The organism is Paenibacillus plantiphilus, from assembly GCF_927798095.1.
Classification (GTDB): Bacteria; Bacillota; Bacilli; order Paenibacillales; family Paenibacillaceae; genus Paenibacillus_Z; species Paenibacillus_Z plantiphilus.
Genome location: NZ_CAKMMF010000024.1, coordinates 77,381 through 101,490 on the forward strand (window position 1 = coordinate 77,381; position 24,110 = coordinate 101,490).

Consider the following 24,110-nt stretch of genomic DNA (forward strand, 5'->3'; position numbering starts at 1 on the left):
CCAAAAAGGAGCGGAACAGGTAAAGCGGCAACAGGCATCGAGTCGCTCCCTTTTTTGCCGAATTGCACGGTTTGATCGTGAAAAAAGCTTTCCGGTTATGTGACTAACCGGAAAGCTTTTACTTCGTATTCCTTATTGAAAGCTTCTGTACGACGAATTCGTGTTGTATTGAGGCTGCTGGAATGCATTGTAGCTGCTCACTTGTACGCTTTGCTCCAGCTGCTTGCAAATTTGTGTAACCTGCTGCATTTGCTGAACGGCTGTCTGATGGCCTTGCAAAGCATGTTGAATAACTTGGCTCGCATGATGCTCACGCTGTGCCAGCTCTTCCAAACGGACCGCATTTTGCTGCTCTTGCTGAAGCAGCTGTTGGTAAACCTGGCTGGCCTGATTCGTTTGGTTTATCAATTGCTGGATAATTTGCTCACACTGGTTGATCTGGTTCGTTAACGATTGATTTTGCTGCATGTGCAAATTCCTCCTCAAATTTAGATACCGTGGTTATTATTTGATACGTTCCCTGACATTATTCAAATGTTGATTGAGTTTGCACGAAAAAATATCTCGTTTCCTATTTTAATTCTATTCCGTAGAGGCACTTTTTGCCGTAAGCAGGAAAAACCGCGTTAAAGCAAGGATGTGCAGCGGGAAGAGTTGCTGTAAGCAGGAAAAATCGTCTTATTGCTCCAAAAAAACCATTCATGACTCGCTTCTTGTAGCTTTAAACCGGAAAAACCTGCTTACAGCGCACCAAACGGACCTCTCGCCAACTTTAAGACGGAAAAATCGTCTTACGGCCAGCATCGAGAGACAGCTCCATCTGATGAAGGTGTGACCATTGGTCATTATGGAAGAACGTCTTTGTCGTTGTGGGAGTTTTGCATATTCAGCGATTGAACGAAAAGTTCTGAAATGATGAAAAGTTCTGAAACGAAAAGTTCTTTACTTTTTTAGTTGCACGCGCTATAATCTTAATTACTGTGTTGGGAACGAGCATATAGCAAATCCCCATCCATACGCGGTCGTGGCGGAATTGGCAGACGCGCTAGATTCAGGTTCTAGTGTCAGCAATGACGTGGAGGTTCGAGTCCTCTCGACCGCATCATACTTTACAATTAACAGGTTCGTGAAATTGCTGATGCAGCAGTTTTCGGACCCTTTTTTGTGTTTTAAGATCAATATTGGCTGTGGTTGAAGAATGGGCTGGCGGAGCTGTGCCGCATAATGTAACGACTATATTGAAACGTTTCCAATAGGGTGCTATGATCGACTCAGTAGAGAGAACTTACGAGGTGATTGGATGGCCAGTATTAAAGATGTAGCGGGATTGGCTGGCGTAGCCGTGGGAACGGTGTCCCGTGTCATTAATCATTCCGGTGCCGTTAAGCCGGAAACACGCAGAAAAGTGGAGGAAGCGATCAAGAGATTGAATTATATTCCTAATGAGATCGCCCGAAACTTCAAAATGCAAAAATCGAAAATGGTAGCATTGCTGCTTCCGACAATTTCGCATCCTTTTTTCTCTGAGCTGGCCTATTATATTGAAGATGAATTGGATCGGGAAGGCTACAAGCTTATGCTCTGCAATAGCGGCAGCAAGCCGGAAAAGGAGCTTTACTATCTGGATATGCTGCAACAGAACAAAGTGGCGGGAATTGTCGGCATCACCTACAACGATATTGACAGCAGTGTAAGCACGGACATCCCGATCGTAAGCATAGACCGGCATTTCAGCAAGAGAATCATCTGTGTCACTTCGGATAATTATGAGGGCGGACGTCTGGCATTAAGAGAGCTTGTGCGAGCGGGGGCCAAGAAGCCGGCTTTCATCGGAACTGTCATCCCTGTTTCTAGTGAAATTATGAAGCGGAAATCCGGATTTGTCCAAGAAGCGAAGGCAATGGGGGTCGATTATGTTGTCTATGAGAAGCCTGATCCGATAATAGATGAGGATAAATACTATAATGAATTTTTTATGAGGCATGACGATGTTGACGGCGTGTTCGCAACTAACGATATGTTCGCTGCCCAATATATAGAGAGAGCAAGCAGGCGGGGCATCAGCGTACCGGGAGACGTAAAAGTTATTGGATATGACGGTATTCAGAGTCATGCTTATTTTCATCCGGTATTATCAACGATACGCCAGCCTGTGGAGGAGATGGCGCGAACAGCAGTCAAGCTGCTTCTGGGCCAAATTGGCGGGGAGTCCTTCCATCAGGATACGTATTGTCTTCCCGTTATGTACAGACAAGGAGAGACCACTTAAATTTTTTAGACAAAATTGGAAACGTTTCAATTCGTAAAAAAGACATTGCATAGCGATGACAGGGGGCAGACATCATGATAAAAGCGGAGCCTAACGACGGCAACCTGGTGTTCAGAATGATTTATAAACGGTTTCTTCTTATAATCGCCGCAATTCTGACGATAAGCATCGTATTCGGAGTGGTGCTTTTTTTCCGCAGTCAGGGCTATTATTCGGACATTATTTATAACAAGCAAGTAGAGCGGCTAGGCTTCGTCAATAGAAGCATTGAGAATGAAATCGAAATTATTAAGCGGGTTCAGTACAATGTGATGATGGATGAGAGAATTGAAAGCATCCGGTATTTCTTTGCGTCCAGCACGTATTTTGAGCGCTATGAGATGATGGAAGCTATGATGAGGCAAATGGAAGCTTTGAAGAATAGCAGCAGGCTCGTCGCTGATGCCAAAATATACTTTAAATCTGTCAACAAGGTCATCGGCAGCGATGAAATCAATGATCTGGACCCCGCTGCATGGAATGATATCCAACGTGATTTATTCACAGACTCGTCCCCCCTTCAGAACTATCATGATCGGCTCATAATTGTGGAAGCGCTTACAGATCCATCCGGAAACGAGCTCCCTGACTGTGTAATCATTGTGGACCTGGATAGGAGAGCCATTGAGGAGCAGCTGAAATACGCTCAATTAACGGATCAGGATGTGATCGCTCTAGTGGACCGGCATCATAATATCATCGTATCCAGTACAACGGACGGATATTCTCTGCTGGACGACACGCTGGAATTGCAAAAGCAGATGGAGCTGAACGGGCAGCAATATGATGTGATCCAAAGCGAATCCAGCTTCTTGGAAACCAGACTGTTCTGGCTCTATGTTGATAATACGAGCCAAGTTGTGGTAGGCATCAGCTTGACAATCCTGCTCATTTTTATCGTCATTATCGGGCTCGTTATTTTATCGGGATTTCTTGATTCTTATCGTCGTGTATACAATCCCTTGAAGATATTGCTGGAGGATGCCTTTCAGCAGGTGAGGGCGGGCAATTTCAAATACAGAATTACGAAATACGAGAAGTCGCCTATGGCTCCTTTATACAGCAGCTTCAATGAGATGGTCAGCCGTATTGATGTGCTGATTGAAAAGGATTTGAAGCAGCAGCTGCTAATCAGTCATGCCCAGCTCAAGCATCTTCAAGCCCAGATCAATCCCCATTTCATGTACAACAGCTACTATCTTCTATACCGGATGATCAAAATGAGAGATTACGACAACAGCGTTATATTGTGCGAGCATCTTGGCAAGTTTTATGAATATATTACGCGGGACGGCGAGGATGAGAAAATGCTTCACGAAGAAGTGGAGCATGCCCGTGTCTATGCGGCCATCCAGAGCTACCGGTTCCGGCATCGGAACCGTATTGAGTTTGGCGATTTGCCGGAGAACTGGGCTTATGAGCCGATTCCCCGGCTAATTATTCAACCGCTGCTAGAAAACGCATTCCAATATGTTTTTGAAAAGGTTTCCTCCAGCAGCGGCAATATTCTTCGCATCTCTTTCCTTGAGGTTGAAAAAGGGCTGATCATCAGCGTCGAGAACAGCGGCAATGAAGATGAGCATACGATTCAGGAAATAAGCAATCTCATTCTGAGAGGGAAAAGGGACGGCAAAGTGACGGCTTTATCCAATATTCACAAGCGTCTGCAAATATTTTTCGATCAGGAGGCCGGTCTTGCCATTGCGAAATCCGGCTTAGGCGGTCTTCGTGTAGAAATCCATATTCCTGGACAAAGGACGGTGCATACAGAATGAATCAAAATGATCGCAAGCTGTTAATTGTTGACGATGAGCCGATTATTGCGGATGGTCTTCAAATGCTCTTTGCGGAGCAGAAGCAGTTGAAGCTGGATGTATCGGCGACTTCTTCGTCCATGGAAGCGATGGATTTGTTCGAAAGGTTGCGGCCGGATGTCGTTCTGCTCGACATTCAAATGCCGGGAATAACCGGATTGGAGCTGGCCGGCCAGATGAGAAGCTCCCGCCCGGAGGTCAAAATTATATTCCTGACCGGCTATGACCAATTCGATTATGCCTATAAAGCGATCAAGCAGGATGCGTTCGATTATGTCCTCAAGACAGAAGGCGACGATAAAGTAATCGGCGCCGTCACAACTGCTCTCGACCGGCTGGAATATGAACAGAAGCTGCAAATGGAATACCGCCATGCCCAAGTCCAGCTCTCCAGCATGTTTCCCGTCTTCCGGCATAATCTGCTCGCTGCCCTGCTTGCGGATCATATGACAGACTTGCCGGAGCTGGCGCATGCGATGGCTGAAATCGATGAGGCCTTTCAGCCCGATCAGAAAGTGATCCTTATTGTGGGCCGCTGCGGCGCTGACCGGCTGCCGCTGGCGGCCAAGGGCATCGTTCAATTAACGGTAGAGCAAATTTTGCAAGCCCAGCTGGTGTCCGAATCTTTCCGAATTGTGGGCATTCCCTACTCGGAGGATATTGTCTGGTTCATTATTGTTCTGGATCAAACGGTTATGCCATCGGTTCTTGTCTCGCTTCTGGAGGACACGCAATCGATTCTGAACGATCAGGCGGGCTGCCCGGTATCCTTCGCGGTAGCAAGCGAAGAGGTGCCCTGGCTTGAAGCCGGCCGCAAGTATCAAGCGCTTAGAAGGATAATCGTCCAGCTTAATCTGCACCGTCAGGAAGGCATCGCTGTAGAGGGCGCATTCTATCAGGGAGAAGCGGCGATGGAGGAAGAACGGGAATATGCGGAGATTGTCCGTATGCTGCCTCGGGTTGGAAATTTGGAGGCGCATTTGCAAAACGGCCACCAAGAGTCATTTCTAAGCATGATGAACGAATTCTGCCAAGTGCTGTCCGGCATTCTCAGCCGCCGTTCCTTGCATGCCATAGAGCTGTATTTGTCCGTTTGCAGAGTTCTCCTAGCCTATATTAACGAGAATCAATTGAGCGGCAAATTATCGTCCGAGCTCGATTTGTCACTGCTGTACAACCCTGATTCGATGACGGATTGGGCTGAACGGGCCCATTTTCTGTCCAAAACAGCGACAGCGCTATGCGATGCGGCAGAGATGGAGCGCAAATACAATACGGAAACGACAATTGCCCGGATCAAGGACTATATTAATCATCATTTGTCGTCCGATCTGTCGCTTACTGCGCTGGGCAAGGCAACGGGCTTCAATCCCACCTATCTCTCCCGCATGTTCAAACGGGATGAAGGCATCGGACTGCATGATTATATAACCGATTGCAGAATCAATCTTGCCAAATCGCTACTGATGAACACGAATATGAAAATTTATGAAATTGCCCAAAAAAGCGGCTATGACAACTCCAATTATTTTATCCGGACGTTCAAGCTGCTGGTCGGACAAACGCCGCAGGAATATCGGAATCAGGACTAAGCATCTGTTTTGTTCAATGAGTAAAGAAATGAAAGTAAAAGTACGAAAGTTAGCATTTCAATAGGAGCGGGAAAATTCAATAATTAAGATGCGATCGCAAAAAGAAAACGCTTTAATCAAGGAGGGGATCGACATCATTGCGTCTGGTAAGGCAAGAAAAAAGTGGTTTTTCAAGGAGCTCCCGTTCCATGCCATGCTGCTGCCTGCCGTAATTATAACGATTATTTTCCGCTATGTACCGATAGGCGGGTTATCCGTTGCTTTTATGGACTATCAGACGGTCTTCAGTTTTTTCGAGCAGGAATGGGTAGGGTGGGATAATTTCACCTATATTTTTAATCTTCCCGGGTTTAGTAATGTGTTATGGAATACCTTCTTCATTGCTGTTATGAAGATTATCGGAAATTTAATTGTGCCCGTTGCGTTTGCGCTGCTGCTCAATGAGGTTCGACACAGGTTATTTAAGCAATCGGTGCAAACGCTGCTGTACTTGCCGCATTTCTTATCCTGGGTCGCGCTTGCCGGCGTACTGGTCGATATACTCTCGCCATCATCGGGAATAGTGAATAATGTACTTGGTTTTTTCGGAGTAAACCCGATATTCTTTCTCGGCAATCCGGATATATTTCCTTACACTCTTGTCATGACAGATGTCTGGAAAGAGTTCGGCTGGGGGACAATTATTTATCTGGCGGCCATCACGACGATCGATCCAACGCAATACGAGGCGGCGGTCATCGATGGAGCGGGCAGATGGAAGCAAACGCTGCATGTGACACTCCCTGCGCTGGCTCCGGTCATTATCCTGCTAACGGTGCTTGGAATCGGCAATGTGCTTCAGGCCGGTTTTGACCAGGTGTACAATTTGTACAGTCCGCAAGTATACAGCACCGGCGATATCATTGATACGCTTGTATACCGGATCGGAGTTGTGGATGTGCAGTTCGGGCCTGCGGCGGCTATCGGATTTTTCAAATCGGTCGTTTCCTTCTTATTGATTGTTACAGGGTATAAGCTGGCTCACAGATGGGCTGGATATCGCGTCTTCTAGCCGTCTTTTATGAAAGGGGTTGCAACAATGGAAGCAACTCATGCTTCAAGGAAGATTTTTCAGGTGTTTAATTTTATTATTCTCACTTTCGTGGCATTTCTTTGTCTGCTGCCGATCTTGAATCTGGTTGCGGTATCCTTCAGCTCGCGTTCGGTGGTTGAAGCGAATCAGGTCGGTCTGTGGCCCAAAGGCTTTAATATAAGCGCCTACGAGTTTATTTTCAGCAATTCACAATTTTTCAAATCGTTGTGGGTAACGGTTCAGAGGACCGTCCTTGGCTTGCTCGTTGAACTGAGCTTAACGATTCTCGTTGCTTATCCGTTATCCAAATCCAATAAGATCTTTCGTCTCAGAAGTTTTTATGTATGGTTTTTTATGGTGACCATGGTGTTTCACGGAGGACTTATTCCTACCTATCTGGTCGTCAATGAACTGCATTTGGTCAATTCGATATGGGCATTGATTCTGCCGGAAGCAATCGTCATGTTTAATGTGCTGCTGATGCTGAACTTTTTCCGGGCGATCCCGAGAGAACTGGAGGAGGCCGCATTAATGGACGGCGCCGGCTGGTTTGTAACGCTTACGAGAGTCTATCTGCCTCTAAGCCTGCCTTCACTGGCGACGATCACCCTGTTTGTTCTGGTAAGACATTGGAATTCATGGTTTGACGGTTTAATTTACATGAATATGCCGGATCAATATCCATTGATGACTTATTTGCAGACGATGGTGTTGAATCTGGATTTGTCGCAGCTCTCTTCCACGATGCTCGCCAATAATCCGTCGATGCTGGAAATAACGGGGCGATCCCTTAGAGCTGCGATGATTCTGGCCTGCACGCTTCCGATTCTGCTGGCATACCCGTTTCTGCAAAGATTTTTCGTCAAGGGCATGCTTCTCGGCAGCGTCAAAGGATAATGCGCAATCAGCTATGTATGGATAATGATGAGGGGGAATTTGCATGGTACTACGGAAAGGTAAAGGTAAACAAGCTGCTCTAATTGTGTCGCTTGTTCTGATAATGTTGACGATTGCCGCTTGCGGGAATGACACGAACGGGAAGGAGCAGCCGTCAGGCAATGACAGCGCGACGACTACAAGACCCGAAAACGACGGACCTCTGGCCAAATACGAGCCGGCGATTGAGCTTACAGCGATGAAAAACCTGTACGGCGACGAGCGTTATTTGCCGGGAGACGATCTGAACAATAATGTATGGACCCGCGCCTATGCGGAAGAGCTGGGCATCAAGGTCAATTACAAGTGGGCCGTTGCGGGGGAAGGCTTCCAGCAGAAGGTTACGATGTCTATCGCATCCAACGATCTGCCTGATATTATGACGCTTCCTGCCAAAGATTATTTCACATTGGCCAAGGCGGGCAAATTGGCCGACCTGACCCCGTATTTTGACAAATACGCTTCGGATACGCTGAAATCGACTTTAAATGCAGACGGCGGCAAGCAAATGAAAACGGCTTATGTAGACGGTAAATTATATGGAATTCCCCAGACAGGAGGCTCGGACGCCACTGCGGATATGATCTGGATTCGTCAGGACTGGCTGGAAAACCTGAACCTGTCTGTGCCGGAAACATTGGACGATGTTATTGAAATTGCGATGGCGTTCAGAAACGATGATCCGGACAAGAACGGCGTCAAGGATACATTCGGCATCGGCTTTCAAAAGGATCTGAACAGCGGAACCGGCAGCTATGAAGGGTTTTTCGCCGCCTACCACGCTTATGGGAAAGCATGGGTAAGGGGAGAAGACGGAAAAATAACTTATGGCGCTCTTAAACCGGGCATGAAGGACGCACTGGCCAAGCTAAGGGAGATGTTCGCAGAGGACTTGATTGATGTCGAGTTCGGGGTCAAGGACTGGAAGAAAGTCGGCGAAGATATCGCGGCGGGAAAAATCGGGCTCTTCTATGGAAGAGAAGGATTGCCATGGATGAGCGCCAAGGATGCGATCGTGAACAATCCGAAAGCGGAATGGATATCGGTTCCTATCGTATCCTCGGACGGCAAACCGGCCAAGCCGGCAACCAATGTGACGATGGAGCGCTATTTCGCCGTTCGCGCGGATGTTCAATATCCCGAGGCTCTAATCAAAATCATTAATTTGTTCCAGGACAGAATTAACAATCCTAAGACGACAATGGACATGCTGAGTAAATTTGGCGTTGATCCTGTAAGCGGTATCAATTTTGCCGCCTATGCCTTTGGAGGACTGGACCCGTCGGAGGATAAGCCGAACATGTACTTCCAGCAAATCAATGCTGTTATAGAAGGAAAAGAGACCGTAGACAATATTCATCCTGAGGCGGTTCGTTATTACAACACGATCAAAAATTATATGGATAAAGGCATGGATAAGGGGGCCGATCCGCTGGGCTGGAACTATTACAAGTTTCTTGGCCCGGAAAGCTCATGGAAAATCATTAGCCATTACCGTGAGAACAACCTGTTCGAGCGATCGGCCTGGTTCGGGCTGCCGACCAAGACGATGAGCCAGAAGGGCGCCACGCTGGATAAGCTGCAGGAAGAAACGTTCATTAAAATTTTGACGGGAAGCGCGCCGGTTTCCGATTATGACTCTTTCGTTGAGAACTGGAAGAAGCTCGGCGGCAATCAGATTACAGAAGAAGTGAATGAATGGTATAACAGCACCTTTGAAAATTAGAGGCGGGAGAGGAGAAGCGCTATGAAACAAGGCAGCAGACAACGATTCTATATGCATGAGGCAGAGCGCAAGAACATGCCGGGAATGGATACATGCGGAGATTTCATGCCGTTCTATCACGATGGCGTACATTATCTGTACTATCTGCACAAATATTGCATCTATGAAGTGACTACGAAGGATTTTGTCAGCTATGGGGAGCCTCGGCTTGCTATCGTCTGCGGCGGACCAGCGGAGCAGGATTGGCACATCGGCACGGGCAGTGTCGTTGAGCGGGATGGCGTGTTCCATTTTTACTACACCGGCTTTAATGAAAGCAACCGGGATACGGAAGGCAAGCATGAGCAGGTGCTTATGCGCGCAACCAGCGATGATCTGATCGAATGGGAGAAGGCCCCTTCCTTCTTGATCCCTCCCTATACGGAGCATTACGGCGATCTGCACTGGAGAGATCCGCAGGTATTCTGGAATGATGAAGCGGGCGAATACTGGATGGCCGTCACCGCAACGGAAAAGAACGGCCCCTTGAATCGCAGCGGCTGCACGCATATTATGAAGTCTGCCGATCTGGAGCAATGGAAGCATGGAGAGATGATCTACGCGCCGCGCTCTTATGCAACACATGAATGCCACGATATATTTCAAATGGGCGACTGGTGGTATATGGTGTTCTCCAATTATACACGCTGGTGGGAAACCCGTTACCGTATGGCAAGAAGCCCGGAAGGCCCATGGTTCATGCCTCCATACGATGATATGTTCGACGGTAGAGGCTACTATGCGGCCAAGACGGTGTCCAATGGGACGAACCGTTATCTTGTAGGCTGGCAAGCCATTCGCGCGAATATGGATGATGGGAGCCACTATCAATGGGGCGGAAGCACATTGGTGCATGAATTGGTTCAGCATTCCGATGGAACGCTTGGCGTTAAGCTGATACCCGCAATTGAGGACAGCTTCCGGCAGGAGCTGCCGCAAGCCCCTGCCGCCCATCTGGGCGTGTGGGATAAGGAGACAGCGGCGATCACTGGGAAGGAGCCTAACGGATTCGGTTGGATCGAGCTCGGCCGCATGGCTGAAGACTGTCTGATTGAAACCTCGGTACAGTGGTCAAGCGATACGCAAGCCTGCGGAATTATGCTGCATACGAGCGGCTCCGGACTGGAGAAATGGTGTCAGATTCGATTGGAGCCTCAGCGCAACAGGCTTGTCTTCGACCGCTCCAATAAATTTGACGGCCATCATTTGTTCGTGGAGGAGCGTTATATTCCACTGGACAGCTTATCCGGGGCCGATATAAAAATCGTCGCCAGCGGGAATATCATCATCATCTACGTGAACAACACGGCGCTTGCGACACGGGCGTACAATTACGAGTCCGGCAGCTTCGGACTGTTTGTCGAGCACGGCGAGGCTGTTTTTGCCAAGGTGAAGATATCCGAATAACCCGGGTTAAGGGAAAAGGAGAGGTGCATCATGCCTGCCATTATCAAACAAAATTATAGGGGCATCTATCATTACTCGCCACAAGAGAACTGGTTGAATGACCCGAACGGAATGGTTTATTACAAAGAAGAGTATCATCTTTTCTATCAGTACCATCCTTACGGAACAACCTGGGGACCGATGCACTGGGGCCATGCCGTCAGTAAAGATCTCGTCAGCTGGGAGGAGCTTGACATTGCGCTCGCGCCGGATGAGATCGGCATGATCTTCTCGGGCAGCGCTGTTGTGGACTGGCACAATACAACCGGATTTTTCGGGAGCGAGCCTGGCCTTGTCGCTATTTTCACTCATCATCTAGCGGTGGAAGGCAGCGACCCAGTTCAAACTCAAAGTCTCGCGTACAGCAAGGATAACGGAAGAAGCTGGACTAAATATGAGGGGAATCCAGTGCTCAGGCACGATTCCTATGTCGATTTTCGCGATCCCAAAGTGTTCTGGCATGAGGAGACGGGCCGTTGGATCATGATTGTCGCTTGCGGTCAGACGGTATGTCTGTATCATTCTCCCGATTTGAAATCATGGACGTTTGGAAGTGAATTTGGTACAGGCATAGGCTTCCATGGCGGCGTGTGGGAGTGCCCCGACTTGTTTCCATTGCGTATTGATGAGGATTCATCGAGGCTCAAATGGGTGATGCTGGTCAGCATTGGCGATGATCCCGCTTATACGGAAGGCTCAAGGACGCAGTATTTTACCGGCGATTTTGACGGTCTGGCGTTTACACCTGACGAAGACTCGAATACCGTGCGCTGGCTGGATTACGGCCGGGATAACTATGCGGGTGTAAGCTGGTCCGACGTTCCATCGGCGGATGGAAGGCGTCTCTTCATCGGCTGGATGAGCAACTGGAAGTATGCCAACCTTATTCCGGCAGAGGAATTCCGCGGCGCTATGACCATACCGCGGGAACTTATGCTTCGTTCGAATCAGGACGGCGGTGTAATCGTGGTGCAGAAGCCGGTGCGTGAGCTGGAGAGCGCCCGTATTCCGGTGCTGGAGCTTGTGAATGTTTCCTGGGAAGAAGCGCAGAAGGCGCTGTCTTCCCTGCAACTGGAGAGCTATGAACTGCATGCTGTATTTGCGTCTGATTCATCCTTTGCCATTAAGGTGAGAGCAGGGGGCGATGAAGAGACCGTTGTTGGCGTGGACGCCGCTCAGGGAGTGCTGTATGTAGACCGTACGAAATCAGGGCTTCATGATTTTCATGAGCAATTCAGGGGGCTCCATACGGCAAAGCTGCAATCGTCAGGCGAGACGGTCAATCTTCGCATCTATGTGGACCGTTCCTCTGTCGAAGTATTCACCAATGAGGGTCAGGTGGTTATTACCGACCTGATATTCCCGGATCATGCATCCATAGGAATTTCGCTGGCAACTGATCAAGAGCGACTGTTGCTGGAAACACTGTCAGTGTATGCTATAGCACCCTCTGCCAAAGTTTTTGACTGAGTAAGCAGAAAGGAGGAGGTCAAGGGTGCGCATTGGAGCAATCGAAGCGGGTGGGACTAAGTTTGTATGCGGAATCGGCAATGAACACGGTGAAATCGAGGACAGGATCAGTTTTCCGACCGAACCTCCCGGGATCACTCTCGTTAAAGTCGTTTCGTATTTCAAAGACAAACAAGTGGATGCGATCGGAATCGGCTCTTTTGGTCCGATCGATATTCGCCCCGGAAGTCCGACATTCGGCTATGTAACAACAACGCCAAAGCCAGGCTGGGGAAATTATAATTTTTTAGGCACCCTGATGCGAGAGTTTCCGGTTCCCTATGGATGGGATACGGATGTGAATGCAGCGGCCTATGGCGAGGCGACATGGGGGGCAGCCAAGGGATTAAAAAGCTGTCTGTACTACACCGTAGGGACAGGGATCGGAATCGGCGTCTATTCGGAAGGCAAGCTTGTACATGGTCTGGTTCATCCGGAAGGCGGTCATGTGCTGACAAGACGGCATGCGGATGATGATTTTGCAGGCATATGCCCTTATCATGGGGATTGTCTTGAGGGCATGGCGGCTGGGCCGGCGATTGAGGCCCGCTGGAAAGTGAAGGGGGATGAGCTTCCAGCGGAGCATCGGGCTTGGGAAATCGAAGCTTTTTATATCGCCCAGTCGATTACAGGGGCCATTCTCTTGAATTCACCGGAGAAAGTGATTCTTGGAGGAGGCGTCATGCAGCAATCCCAGCTGTTCCCACTAATCAGGAATGCGGTGAAACAGAATTTGAACGGATATATAAACGCAAACGAGATTCTGCAGCAAATGGATGATTATATCGTGCCGCCGGGTCTTGGAGGGCATGCCGGGTTATACGGCGCATTAGCGTTAGGACTTTCGGCACTGAAGAGACAGGTGACTTTGATGTAAGGGTGAAGCCCGTTGTTCCAGCCTCAAACCTCATTTGCGTTACAACTCTGACGTAGCCACAAGTGTGTCGTCACAAGAAAGAACATGCCTGCTCGTGATGAGTAGGCATGTTTTTTTGGACTCTAATCAAGGAAGGTTAGGCATAAATATTTGATAATTGAAGAGACCATGTAGAACCGAATGCAGATAGAGTGGCCGATGTCGTTACTCCAACATTAGGTTGCCCTATACCAGCTCCTGTAGATAGAACTGCTTTCCAGGTTGTTGGAGCTGAATAATTAAATGTGAGAGTTGTTGGATTTGAAGTTAAGCTCTTTTGATACAAACCGCCGCCAATTGGAATTCCAGACACTCCATATATGACTTTCAGATTAGATAAAGTTATTTGATTGCTATATATCCCCCATCCGCCTGAGACATGATCCAGCTTCCAGTATACGAGTCCGTGACTATCATTAACATAAGAAACATAAACGGTTGAATAGGCTTGAATCGCAGATGTTGAGTCCCATGCAGAGTCATACCTGGATGAATCGTAACTGGCAAGTGTTGTAACTGCATAGGTAGAAACAATATCGCCACTTGTGTTCTGCTCTCTGGATAATAGTTGTGCTGTTTTATATTTAGTAACATAGAGCGAACTTGTATTTCCCTTGGAATGAATGATTTCTTTACTTACCTGATTATCGATTGGCAAATCCGAAATATTATTTCTCGCTCTTTCAACCAACTTTTTTTGATTCTTTATTTCTACATGCCTCTCTAATATTTTTGATTGATTGTTGGGAGACGAAGCCATAACCGGAAATGCTAATAAAAGTGTGATTAACGTTGATAACACCAAACTAACAATTTTCTTACCCATCAGACAACCTCCTATAAATTTATATTTAAACCATATATTGATCGTATATTACCCAATGCCATTTGTCAAACTATTCTCACGTGTTTAGTCGGATTTAAATTTAAAAAAACTGTTTACTAAAGAAAATCCCAATAGAAACGCAACAAGAAAATGTCCATTGTAATTAAATAATCCATTATAGACGAATGCCACTGTAGGAAATTCTAAGTAATAGGTTAAGAAAGGATATGCGGTTGCTATAAAACTTAAAATGAGAATAACGAGTTGAGACCGCTCTACTGTCAACACTTTAGGAATACCTCTAAACAAAGAAAAATAGATACCAACTAGGATTGGAATTGTTCCCCAAGACCATAAACTGTAGGCAAGGTTCATTGTTTCTTTATGTTTTGCGTCGAAATAACCAAAAAGCCTGTTTGCTAAAAATAAAACAACAAAGAACCCGACTGTCCAAAAAAAGTAATATGAAGTCCGTTTAAGCATTTGCTTACCTCCCAATTAAATTTTATCGTACTAGATATCATATTCCAGAAACCAACAACAAATCCCTTCTTTTAAATTTTCTGATTCGACTATTGCCCTATGACCAGAATTGGTTTTTGTTGTATAATTCAAGGAACTAACAGAAATGTTGGGATTAATTGTAGTCCTATGTTTTACAATGGAAAGGATATTGCATGCAATGAATGATGAAAAAGATCAGCTGTTGTTGCTCATTTCCCCACAGTTTTCATTTCTGGATGAATCCCTTCAACGAGAGGTCTATCAGCATTTTTACAAGATCAACTATAATAGAGTTCTGTTTATATTGCAGGATTACGGCGCAGTACAGGATGTTATACAGGAGGCTTTTATTAAGACACTGGCTAAAGCCCCTCCTGCTCAGGATTTCAACTACCGAAAAGCCTGGATAATAGTGACGGTAAGAAATCTTGCATTAACCTACTTGCGGAAACTGAAAAAAAACCGTAACGAAACCAGTATCGAAAGTGTTTTTCTAGAAGGAACTCCTTTCATATCAGAGGAGTCTGTTGAGAAACATGTGGAGGAAAGAATGCTCAAAGAATTAGTGTTGAAATATATTCAGGTGTTAAAGCCTGAGTATCGGGTTATCATTGAGATGAGGTGGAAGCAGCAGCTGTCCTACCAGGAAATGGCCGAGGAGCTGCAATTGCCCCAAACAACGATAAAGCAAAAATTGCATCGAGCAAGAGCTGCATTGAGGAGAAAACTGAAAGAATGGATGAATACCAATGAATGATAGTGAATTGGATCGGCTGATCGACGAAGCATTGGAAAGCATGCCAAAGATGCCTGTGCCTGATTCAGAACAATCATGGCTAGTAGTGAAACAGCAATATGCCAAGCTGCGCCGCAAGCAAAGGACTCGAAAAAGGCTGGCTTTAAGCAGCCTGGTAGCGGTCTCTTTTCTAGCTGGGGCTATTTTATTCGGGAATCCGACAGGTGTCACCGCGTTTTCACCCTTTTATCAGGCTGTGAAGGAATTGCCTAATCAAGTTGTTGCCTTTTTTTTCGGCAGCAATATAACCTCCGACAAAGGAGCAAAGACAGCTGCACCCAATGATTCGGACATTGTTTCTGAAGAGGATTTCTCTGTAGTTGAAGATGGCGGAATGACAATGGTGGAGGTAACGGAGGAACAAGCTTCAGAAATGCTGCAATTTGATATGCCCAAATTGAATTATATTCCGAAGGGTTACACACTCATGCAGATTGAGGTAGCCCAGTCGCAAACAAAAACAAAATCCGATCACATTATGTTCGTCTATCAGAATAGCAAGAAGCAGTTGCTTCGAATAACGGTTACCAGACTAAGCGACAATTTTGCAATCGGATCTGGAGCCAATCTTGCAGCAGCAACGGTGGAGACTGTTCAGCTTTCTCTCAGTGAAGGCATCTTGACCTTGAATAAGGGCGGAGCAAATAAACTCGAATTTCTGCAATCGAACATGTATATTTACATCCTTGGGTATATAGATCGAAATGACCTGATTCAAATTGCAGAGCATATGATGAAAAAATAAACAATCGAAGGCAATCCGGATTCCTGGACGGGATTCCGGATTGTATCGTTTCAAAGGAACACTAAGACGAGGGGATTAAAATATAATTACTGATGCGTTCTCCTTGTTCGTATATACCGCCTTCCATTACCCAATGAAGCGTCTTTGCGCGATAATAATAACCCGCAGTTACATTCCATGTCACATTAATAGAAAAAGAAGTCTTTTGAGTGCTGCTGCGATAAATGGGATTCCCAACATTTTCCCATTGATTGCCTGTCCATCGATGCAAATAGAAGGTGACTCCAATTTGATCTACTAGCTGGGTTGCATGTGTAGTTCCATTGATAGTTGCCGAGGATTGGTGCGGTGTTTGCGCGATATTGCTTAATCCATCTTCTAAATAATCATGAGCAGGATCAAAGGCACTTGGAGGGGGAGGTTGATCCACAATGGGCGGAGGCGGCGGAGTTAAGGCTCCAGGTTGAGTGGCTCCATCTGCTTGAGCATCTGTTGCGAATAAGATTGCGCTGAATAAGGACACAAACAAAATAAGGCTGACTAAAAGGCTGCGGTTGTTGGAGGACATACTTGACCTTCTTTCTATTGGTTTTTTATAGCCTATTCCTATAAACACTTAGAATGCAGCTTTGTTTTGGTTTTTTAAAAAATTCTAAAAATGTTTTTTAATCTCATTTTACACCCAGATCCTCTATACAAGATGTGGGCTATTTGACGTTTAAGGTTAAAAAATAAGGATAAAGTGTAACGTTTCTCCAATTAAATGCGTTTGTATAAGGGGCAAGTAATTTAAATCAACTTGAGGAAGTGAAGTCATGTTTAATGAAAGATTGCGTTTCATTGTTATCGTTGTACTCGTGGTTCTATGTTCAGCCTGCTCCACCACTGAAGAGATTAAACCAATCCCTCAGGAAACAGAGAACAACCTTGGTGAGAATCCGCCAACAAGCACTACTGAAAGCAAGACGTATACAGAAACGCTGACAACGAATCTTAAGGTGGATGCAGTGTTGGATATACCTGATGAGAAGAATATTCCTCTGCTTGAAGTTAATGACCACGTGTTTGATGAGAATAAACTAGCCGCTGTTTTATTAGAATCGAAGGGAGCAGTGAAGAAAGAGAATGAAAGTGAAGTTGTATTTACATATAAAGACAACAAGCTGAGAATTTCCAAGGAATCATCGTCTTTTAATTTTGTTACGACTATGGGGGATCATGCAAGCACACTAATCAATAATATGAGCGATAAAATGGATGCCAGTTTTAAATTAGAAGAGCTGGACTCCATCAAGAAATCCAAAGCTGTGGAACAAGTTGCAGCGGTCTTTGGTCAACTAGAACTAACGCCTCATCTCCCCTCCAAGGTATATGCTTTGGACCACCATACACTTCAGCAAGAACAAGACCTGCTAATGCAGGATGAAAATTTTAAATTTTATGTTGATTTAGGAAAAACCAAGGTCAGAGAAACATGGAACAAAGATGATGAAAGCTACTATATGATTTTCTCGATTGATATGCATGGTCTGCCGATCGCTTCTACCGGTTATACACTGCGGAGTTCAGAAGTCGAGGTTCCAAGCAGCGAGGTAAGGGTAGTTTTCTCGAAACGTGGAATTGAATCATTCGAGATTGTAGGATCCATATACGCCGAGCAGGGAAGCAAGGTCGCTCCCTCTTCTCTAATTTCTATGGAACAAGCACTGGATAGTCTGAAAGAAAAGTATGACGCGATCATACTAAAGGACGAATTAACAGTTACGAGAATCTCCATTGTCTACGTGCCCGTATTCATCAGTTCTAATGTTGACTCCAAAACAGGCGTCCTGTTTGATAAAAAAATGGAAATGGTTCCGGCTTGGTATTTTAATATCGATAGAAAATACAGCAAAGGAGATCATATAAATACAGAGCCTGTTGTAGTGCGAATTAACGCTATTACAGGAGAAGAAATCCTTTGATTGGAGTGGCTTATGAAACGAACAGTTGGAATTCTTTCGATGGATTTGAAGCGTGCGTTTGGTTCAAGCGGTTTTTTACTAGCCATTCTTGGTGTTTGGCTTATCTATTATGCAGGTGCTGGAAGCGAGATCGAATATGCGCCAGATGTATTATTGTTATTTAAATATTCTACTCAGGCTAGCGGATTCAACAAAATCATAATATTATGTTGTGTTTTGCCATATACGATAAGCTATTGCATCGATTGGAACAGTAAATATATGAGGCCAGTTGTTATACGCGTTGGTTCATTCAGGTATGCCTTGAGCAAGATTATAGCTTGCGGATTATCTTCTGCAATGGCTGTCGTTGTAGGAATCATATTGTTTATTGTTCCATTCGCAATCCATATTCCACTGGTTTCTCCTGTGGCAGGCAACTTTGAAGCATTTGCAACTGGAACGCTGGGCGGAGAATTATTGCTAGACGGTCAATATGTCTCGTATTTCGTTGTTTATATTTATTTGGCGGCATTGGCAGGGGCTTTTTGGGCGATTGTAGGTCTGTGTGCTTCCGCATTTATGCCGAACAAATTTGTAGCGTTGTTTCTTCCCTTTATTGGACTGTATGTGCTGAATTTTATCACCGTTGAATTTCCGATATGGTTGCAATTAAACGAAGTAACCAATGGTGACGTTATCATTGGTGGAACGACTTTTAGTTTAATTTACGCAACTTTATTGGTTGGGGTGCTTCTAGCTGGAGTTGGATTATTGTTTGTTAAAACAACAGCAAGGAGGCTGTCCAATGAGTAGCCTGCCAAACTATTATTCTATTGCGGGGAATCAGATACGCAGATGGTTTACTAATCCGCGCATATATATTCTTGTTGCTTTGCTTATTATTCTAATGTGGACCTATATAGGTCCGATCATACAGTTTTCACATGCTTCGGGCTATAGAGTTTCTTCTTGGCTGTTTCCGTTCCTATCAAATTTCGCCTATACGCAAATGTTTATGCTGTTTGGGGTTGTATTGCTCTTTTGTGACGCTCCTTTTGTCAATGAAGGCCAGCCTTATCTTCTCATTAGAAGTGGACGAATACATTGGGCGTTGGGACAGATTCTGTATATTTCATTGAGTACGGCTATTTATTGTTTGTTCATAGCTGCTGTCAGCATGCTGCTGCTAATTCCCAATATGTTCGTAAGCCCAGAATGGGGGAAAGTGCTTCGTACACTGGCTCAAACGAACGCTGGTCAAGAATTCAATGTTCGATTGCCGATTAGTTTTAACCTACAGTCATCATATACGCCGATTCAGGCCATTAGCTTAAGCCTACTGCTGGAATGGTGTGTAGGAATGATAATAGGACTTGTCATTTTTATTATGAATACTTTTTTCAAACGGGCAATTGGCGCTATCATTGGCGCTGCTATTATATTGTTTGACTTTGCAATTTTTAATAATCTCTCTCATTATTTTTACAATTTTTCTCCAGTATCAATGGCTCGCTTAACTATTCTTGATCCAAGCGGCCTATCGCTGCGTCCGACACCAATGTATGCAATAGTTTTTTTGTTTTCCTCCATTATTGTGCTGAGTATTATTGCAGTACTATCCGTACGCAAACGCGATATAGAAATCTCTCCGCAAATTTGATGCTAGAAGGAGAATTTAATTTATGGCTGATCCTGTCATTCGAGTTATGAATGTTAGCAAAACCTTTAAAGAAAATAGAGCTTTAAATGATATATCTATCGATTTTGAAAGGAATAAGATTCATGGTTTAGTAGGGCGGAATGGCTCTGGCAAAACGATGCTATTAAAATGTATTTGTGGATTTACGCCAATTACCTCAGGTGAAATTACCGTAAACGGCAAATCGATTGGGAAGGATATTGACATTCCTAAGGATGTAGGAATTATTATAGAAACCCCTGGATTTTTACCTGGTTATACGGGTTTCAAAAATTTGAAGTTTTTAGCAGACATTAATAAAATAATTTCCAAGGATGAGATTAAGGCTGTGTTGAAGAGAGTTGGGCTAGACCCCGAAAGCAAGAAAAAGGCAGGCAAATATTCTTTGGGAATGAGGCAAAGGCTAGGGATTGCTCAAGCTATTATGGAACGTCCATCCATTCTGCTGCTTGACGAGCCAATGAATGGAATCGATAAACAAGGGGTAAATGACATTCGAGAGCTTCTGCTGGACTTGCGCGACGAAGGAATAACGATCTTGTTGGCCAGCCATAGTGCAGAGGATATTGAAATCCTTTGTGATACGGTTTGTGAAATGGATCAGGGAGAGCTTGCAATTATTCGATGAATGGCTGTGAAGTATTTTTTAGACTGACATTTCCTATGCAATTGGGGTGTCAGTCTATTTTTCTGTAATATTATGGGTCGGATTCTAGCTTTTTTATATAATTGATCATGATTTAAAAATGAAAATTGAAAATTGGTATAGGTTACATTAAGATGTCATTAAGGATAATAATATCGGCATTCTTACATGTAGCGGTAATTGAGGGAGGTGCATCTGATGAGAGTGATTCTAGTGGATGATGAACGTCTGGCATTGAGCAGGCTGGAGAGAATATTGAGTGCCATAGATGACTGTAATGTGATTGGGGCGTTCGTGAATGTCGAGCATGCCATTGAACAGATTGCCTTATCTCAGCCGGATATTGTCTTCCTTGATATTCAGATGCCTGGAATGGACGGCATAGAATTAGCTGTTCGAATACGTGAGATCACCCCCAGTACGGATATCGTCTTTATTTCCGCTCATCGGGAATATGCATTTGATGCTTTTGGGCTGGAAGCGTTGGATTATATGCTCAAGCCTGTTACAGAAGAGCGATTGATGGAAACGATTCGGCGAGTCCGCAAGCGCATTCATTTACATTTACGTCCTGTTGCCCAACCATCGGTAAAGTTTAATTGCATGGGCAGGTTGCAACTGCAAATATCGAACAATGAACCGGAAACGATCAAGTGGCGTACGACAAAGGTTAAAGAATTGTTCGCCTATCTGCTGCATCATCGCAATCAAATCGTAAGCAAGGATACGCTGCTGGAATTGCTCTGGCCTGGTCTGGATGAACGCAAAGGTATTGCTAATTTGCAGACCAGCATTTACCGGATACGAAACCTGTGCAAAACCGACGAGCTGAAGGACGTCATGATGATTAACTTCTCTCACTACGGCTATATTTTGGAAACGAAGAAAATGACTGTCGATGCTGAGGAATGGGATCTGCAATTGCGCCAGCTTGAGCCTATATCGTACATCAACGCTGCCGATCATCAAAGAGCTTTTGATCTTTACCGCGGTGATTATTTTGGCGAGGATCAATATTTCTGGGCGGAGGTTGAACGGAACCGGCTCAAACGAATGTGGTTGGATCTGTCTGGCAGCCTTGGACAATTCTATGATCGGAATGGCAGGGATCGTGAGGCATTGGCTATCTACCATCGGGTTGTTCAGCACGAACCGTTATTAGAAGAGGCTCATATGGCCATCATGAACATCTATGACCGTTTGAAGGATAACGACTCCGTAGAGCTGCAATATCGGCATATGGTAGGGGTTCTGAAGCAAGAGGCGGATGTTAGTCCTAGCCAGGAGATATTGGAGTGGTATCAGAGTTGGCAATTGGCTAACAGCAATCCTCTGTAAGTCAAGGCGGCTTTCTCTTGCAGAAGGTCGCCTTCTATTCTTCCAAAGGTTATTTTTTGTGGCAGCAGAAGTGTGTTGGTCAGTATTTGGTGAGTGCAATCCTGTAAAATGTTCTCAACAAGATTCGACAGGAGGATAGAGAGATTTAGTTCTTTGGTAGGAGGGTCTGAAGTCATAGTGTCAGCCTGCTAGAATTAGAGAGAGAAATCGAAACGAATGATCGATGGAGTTATGAAGAAAAGGTTGTTATCGTGCAAAGGACCGGGTTTATAAAAAACGAAGATTAGCGAGAAACGGGCTTGGGCTAACGGTCGTGAGATCGGTATGCAAGCTCGAATGCAAAGGAGTAGAGGATATGAAAAGTTTGAGAATACGACGTTTTTGGAGTTTATTTGTCATTGTTGCTATTTTATTCACTGGTTTAATGCCAGCACCTGAGGTGAACGCTTCAGGAACGAATTACATATCGTTCTATTATACGCAATTCCAGAATGATGGAAGATTAAAGATGAACGGTTCTGCGTCCATTACCGGCAATAAGCTGCAATTAACGCCTGCTGCAGCGACTCAAGGAGGCTCGGCGTTCAACAACAAGGAAGTATCGTTGAAGAACAATAGTTCCTTTAGTACTTATTTCACTTTTAGCATGCCGAATAAAGGCGGTTACCAAGGAAGCGGCGGCAATGATAGAGGTGCTGACGGTTTTGTATTTGTCGTTCAGACACAATCCAGCAGCGCCGGCTCAAGCGGTTCCGGAATGGGCTTCTCGGGAATTACGCCAAGTGTGGGGATCGAGTTCGATACATGGAAAAACTCCCCGCCGGAAGACAGTCAAACGAGTAAAAACGATCCTAATAACAATCATATTGCTCTAGTAACAAACGGAGACAATTATCACTCAAATGCCAGTTATGTCAAAAGTGTCGATCCAATGGTCATTGATTTCAACCCTGACGCCGGTACTCCTGTGCATGCTTGGGTCGATTACAACGGTTCGACCGGCACAATACAGGTCCGACTTAGTACAACTAATGTAAGACCTGCAGCTGCAGAGCTGGAAGTTACAGGATTGAATTTGAGAAATATTTTGGGCAAGGATGAGGTGTTTGTTGGGTTTACAGCTGCGACAGGCGGAGCTTATCAAACGCATAATATTGAATCCTGGTATTTCAATAATGAGTATGGTCCGATAGATGTTGTGAACAACAACTATGGACAAGCACCCACTAATTATTTGATATCAAGCGAGCTACAGCCGGATGGCACGGTTAAGGTAAAGCTGACGGCCGTAGCTGGAGCTGTGCAAAGCGGCATTCCAATAACAGTAACTGCGACGAACGGAGCTATCGTTCAACCGGGAACGGTTATTACAGATGCAAACGGGGAAGCATTCGTGACGGTCATTAATCCGACTGAGAACCCGCTCACAACAGTAGTAAGAGCGATTGGGCCGGGCGGGATTTACGCTGATTTGACTATCAATATCCCTAAACCGCCTGCGAAGAGCGCAGCACCTGCGAATGTAGTTGCAAATGCGACGACAGATGTGGTCAATGTACCTAACGTTCCAGCAGGGGCGACTGTAAAGGTATATGATGATCTGGGTAATGTGATCGGCACTGCAACCAACAACGGCGCAAGTGCAGCGACTGTTCCGGTGACGATAGCCAGCGGACTGGCGCATAATCAGGCGATTGATGTTACCATCACAGAGGTTTCCAAGCTGGAGAGCGATAAGGTTGAGTTTATTGCTCAAGCCAATCAAAGCGCGGCACCAGTGGTAGTAACGGCGAATTCTACGACAGATACAGTCGTTGTGAATAATGTGCCAGCAGGTGCGACCGTAAATATCTATAACAATGTCGGCGGAGTTATTGGAACGGCAACGAATAGTGGCGGCAGCACAGCTAACGTAACAGTAAACATCGGTGGCGCAGGCTTGTCAGTCGGCCAAGTGATCGATGCAACGATTACCGAGCTGAACAAGCTGGAAAGTACGAAGACACCAGCAACAGCAGCTGCTGATCAAAGCGCGGCTCCAGTAGATGTGGTTGCAAATTCCACGACAGATACGGTTGTTGTTGGGGATGTTCCAGCAGGAGCAACGGTAAATATCTATAATGGATCAGGTACTGTAATCGGAACGGCAACGAACAATGGCGGCAGCACAGCTGACGTGACGGTGAATATCGGCGGTGCCGGTTTGACAGTAGGCCAAGTGATCGATGCGACGATCACCGAGCCGAACAAGC

General features: G+C 45.5%; 21 protein-coding genes and 1 tRNA gene. 18 read left to right on the forward strand and 4 right to left on the reverse strand.

Translation table 11 applies throughout. The features are described from left to right. Positions 1-132: 132 nt before the first annotated feature. Positions 133-468, reverse strand: coding sequence for a hypothetical protein (locus L6H65_RS19350; RefSeq protein WP_236344300.1), 336 nt, complete (start codon positions 466-468; stop codon positions 133-135). Positions 469-1,018: 550 nt separating this feature from the next. On the opposite strand from L6H65_RS19350, the gene L6H65_RS19355 reads away from it, so the two are divergent. From L6H65_RS19355 to L6H65_RS19400, 10 genes are all read left to right on the forward strand, one after another. Continuing rightward, positions 1,019-1,102 (forward strand) — tRNA-Leu (locus L6H65_RS19355). A 198-nt stretch (positions 1,103-1,300) separates the two neighbouring features. Next, positions 1,301-2,269, forward strand: a complete 969-nt coding sequence (locus tag L6H65_RS19360; RefSeq protein WP_236344301.1) for a LacI family DNA-binding transcriptional regulator — start codon at positions 1,301-1,303, stop codon at positions 2,267-2,269. Between the two features lie 74 nt (positions 2,270-2,343). Continuing rightward, positions 2,344-4,083 carry a sensor histidine kinase gene (locus tag L6H65_RS19365; protein ID WP_236344302.1) on the forward strand — a complete coding sequence of 580 codons (1,740 nt, stop codon included), beginning with the start codon at positions 2,344-2,346 and terminating at the stop codon, positions 4,081-4,083. Further along, on the forward strand, positions 4,080-5,714 hold the full coding sequence (locus L6H65_RS19370; RefSeq protein ID WP_236344303.1) for a response regulator: 1,635 nt from the start codon (positions 4,080-4,082) through the stop codon (positions 5,712-5,714). The genes L6H65_RS19365 and L6H65_RS19370 overlap by 4 nt, the downstream gene beginning before the upstream one ends. An 88-nt stretch (positions 5,715-5,802) precedes the next feature. After that, positions 5,803-6,765, forward strand: a complete 963-nt coding sequence (locus tag L6H65_RS19375; protein WP_307728374.1) for an ABC transporter permease — start codon at positions 5,803-5,805, stop codon at positions 6,763-6,765. 27 nt (positions 6,766-6,792) lie between these two features. Then, the gene (locus L6H65_RS19380) at positions 6,793-7,683 is read left to right on the forward strand and encodes a carbohydrate ABC transporter permease (RefSeq protein WP_236344304.1); all 891 of its coding nucleotides are present in this window, start codon (positions 6,793-6,795) and stop codon (positions 7,681-7,683) included. 43 nt (positions 7,684-7,726) lie between these two features. Continuing rightward, positions 7,727-9,448, forward strand: a complete 1,722-nt coding sequence (locus L6H65_RS19385) for an extracellular solute-binding protein (protein WP_236344305.1) — start codon at positions 7,727-7,729, stop codon at positions 9,446-9,448. A 21-nt stretch (positions 9,449-9,469) separates the two neighbouring features. Next, positions 9,470-10,894 carry a glycoside hydrolase family protein gene (locus tag L6H65_RS19390; RefSeq protein WP_236344306.1) on the forward strand — a complete coding sequence of 475 codons (1,425 nt, stop codon included), beginning with the start codon at positions 9,470-9,472 and terminating at the stop codon, positions 10,892-10,894. Positions 10,895-10,924: 30 nt separating this feature from the next. After that, positions 10,925-12,403: a glycoside hydrolase family 32 protein gene (locus L6H65_RS19395; protein WP_236344307.1), complete on the forward strand. Its 1,479-nt coding sequence runs from the start codon at positions 10,925-10,927 to the stop codon at positions 12,401-12,403. 25 nt (positions 12,404-12,428) lie between these two features. Then, the gene (locus L6H65_RS19400; RefSeq protein ID WP_236344308.1) at positions 12,429-13,319 is read left to right on the forward strand and encodes an ROK family protein; all 891 of its coding nucleotides are present in this window, start codon (positions 12,429-12,431) and stop codon (positions 13,317-13,319) included. 136 nt (positions 13,320-13,455) lie between these two features. On the opposite strand, the gene L6H65_RS19405 is transcribed toward L6H65_RS19400, so the two are convergent. Continuing rightward, the gene (locus L6H65_RS19405) at positions 13,456-14,184 is read right to left on the reverse strand and encodes a hypothetical protein (RefSeq protein WP_236344309.1); all 729 of its coding nucleotides are present in this window, start codon (positions 14,182-14,184) and stop codon (positions 13,456-13,458) included. An 84-nt stretch (positions 14,185-14,268) separates the two neighbouring features. Then, positions 14,269-14,667, reverse strand: coding sequence for a hypothetical protein (locus L6H65_RS19410; protein WP_236344310.1), 399 nt, complete (start codon positions 14,665-14,667; stop codon positions 14,269-14,271). 199 nt (positions 14,668-14,866) lie between these two features. Here L6H65_RS19410 and L6H65_RS19415 point away from each other — a divergent pair, with 199 nt between their 5' ends. Together L6H65_RS19415 and L6H65_RS19420 are read left to right on the forward strand one after the other, a co-directional pair. Next, positions 14,867-15,445, forward strand: coding sequence for an RNA polymerase sigma factor (locus L6H65_RS19415; RefSeq protein ID WP_236344311.1), 579 nt, complete (start codon positions 14,867-14,869; stop codon positions 15,443-15,445). Beyond that, entirely contained in the window at positions 15,438-16,229 is a 792-nt protein-coding gene (locus L6H65_RS19420; protein ID WP_236344312.1) for a DUF4367 domain-containing protein, read from the forward strand. Before L6H65_RS19415 ends, L6H65_RS19420 begins: the two co-directional genes overlap by 8 nt. A gap of 61 nt (positions 16,230-16,290) precedes the next feature. Here the strand turns inward: L6H65_RS19420 and L6H65_RS19425 are convergent, their stop codons facing one another. Beyond that, positions 16,291-16,797 (reverse strand): DUF6147 family protein, encoded by a 507-nt coding sequence (locus L6H65_RS19425; RefSeq protein WP_236344313.1) that lies wholly within the window; start codon positions 16,795-16,797, stop codon positions 16,291-16,293. 247 nt (positions 16,798-17,044) lie between these two features. Here L6H65_RS19425 and L6H65_RS19430 point away from each other — a divergent pair, with 247 nt between their 5' ends. From L6H65_RS19430 to L6H65_RS19455, 6 genes are all read left to right on the forward strand, one after another. Next, positions 17,045-18,193: a hypothetical protein gene (locus L6H65_RS19430; RefSeq protein ID WP_236344314.1), complete on the forward strand. Its 1,149-nt coding sequence runs from the start codon at positions 17,045-17,047 to the stop codon at positions 18,191-18,193. 12 nt (positions 18,194-18,205) lie between these two features. Then, positions 18,206-18,988, forward strand: coding sequence for a hypothetical protein (locus L6H65_RS19435; protein WP_236344315.1), 783 nt, complete (start codon positions 18,206-18,208; stop codon positions 18,986-18,988). Beyond that, entirely contained in the window at positions 18,981-19,835 is an 855-nt protein-coding gene (locus L6H65_RS19440; protein WP_236344316.1) for a hypothetical protein, read from the forward strand. The genes L6H65_RS19435 and L6H65_RS19440 overlap by 8 nt, the downstream gene beginning before the upstream one ends. Positions 19,836-19,857: 22 nt before the next feature. After that, positions 19,858-20,502 carry an ATP-binding cassette domain-containing protein gene (locus L6H65_RS19445; RefSeq protein ID WP_236344317.1) on the forward strand — a complete coding sequence of 215 codons (645 nt, stop codon included), beginning with the start codon at positions 19,858-19,860 and terminating at the stop codon, positions 20,500-20,502. Positions 20,503-20,718: 216 nt separating this feature from the next. After that, positions 20,719-21,858, forward strand: a complete 1,140-nt coding sequence (locus tag L6H65_RS19450; RefSeq protein ID WP_236344318.1) for a response regulator — start codon at positions 20,719-20,721, stop codon at positions 21,856-21,858. A 355-nt stretch (positions 21,859-22,213) separates the two neighbouring features. Then, on the forward strand, positions 22,214-24,110 hold a 1,897-nt coding region (locus L6H65_RS19455; protein WP_236344319.1), incomplete at its 3' end, for a lectin-like domain-containing protein.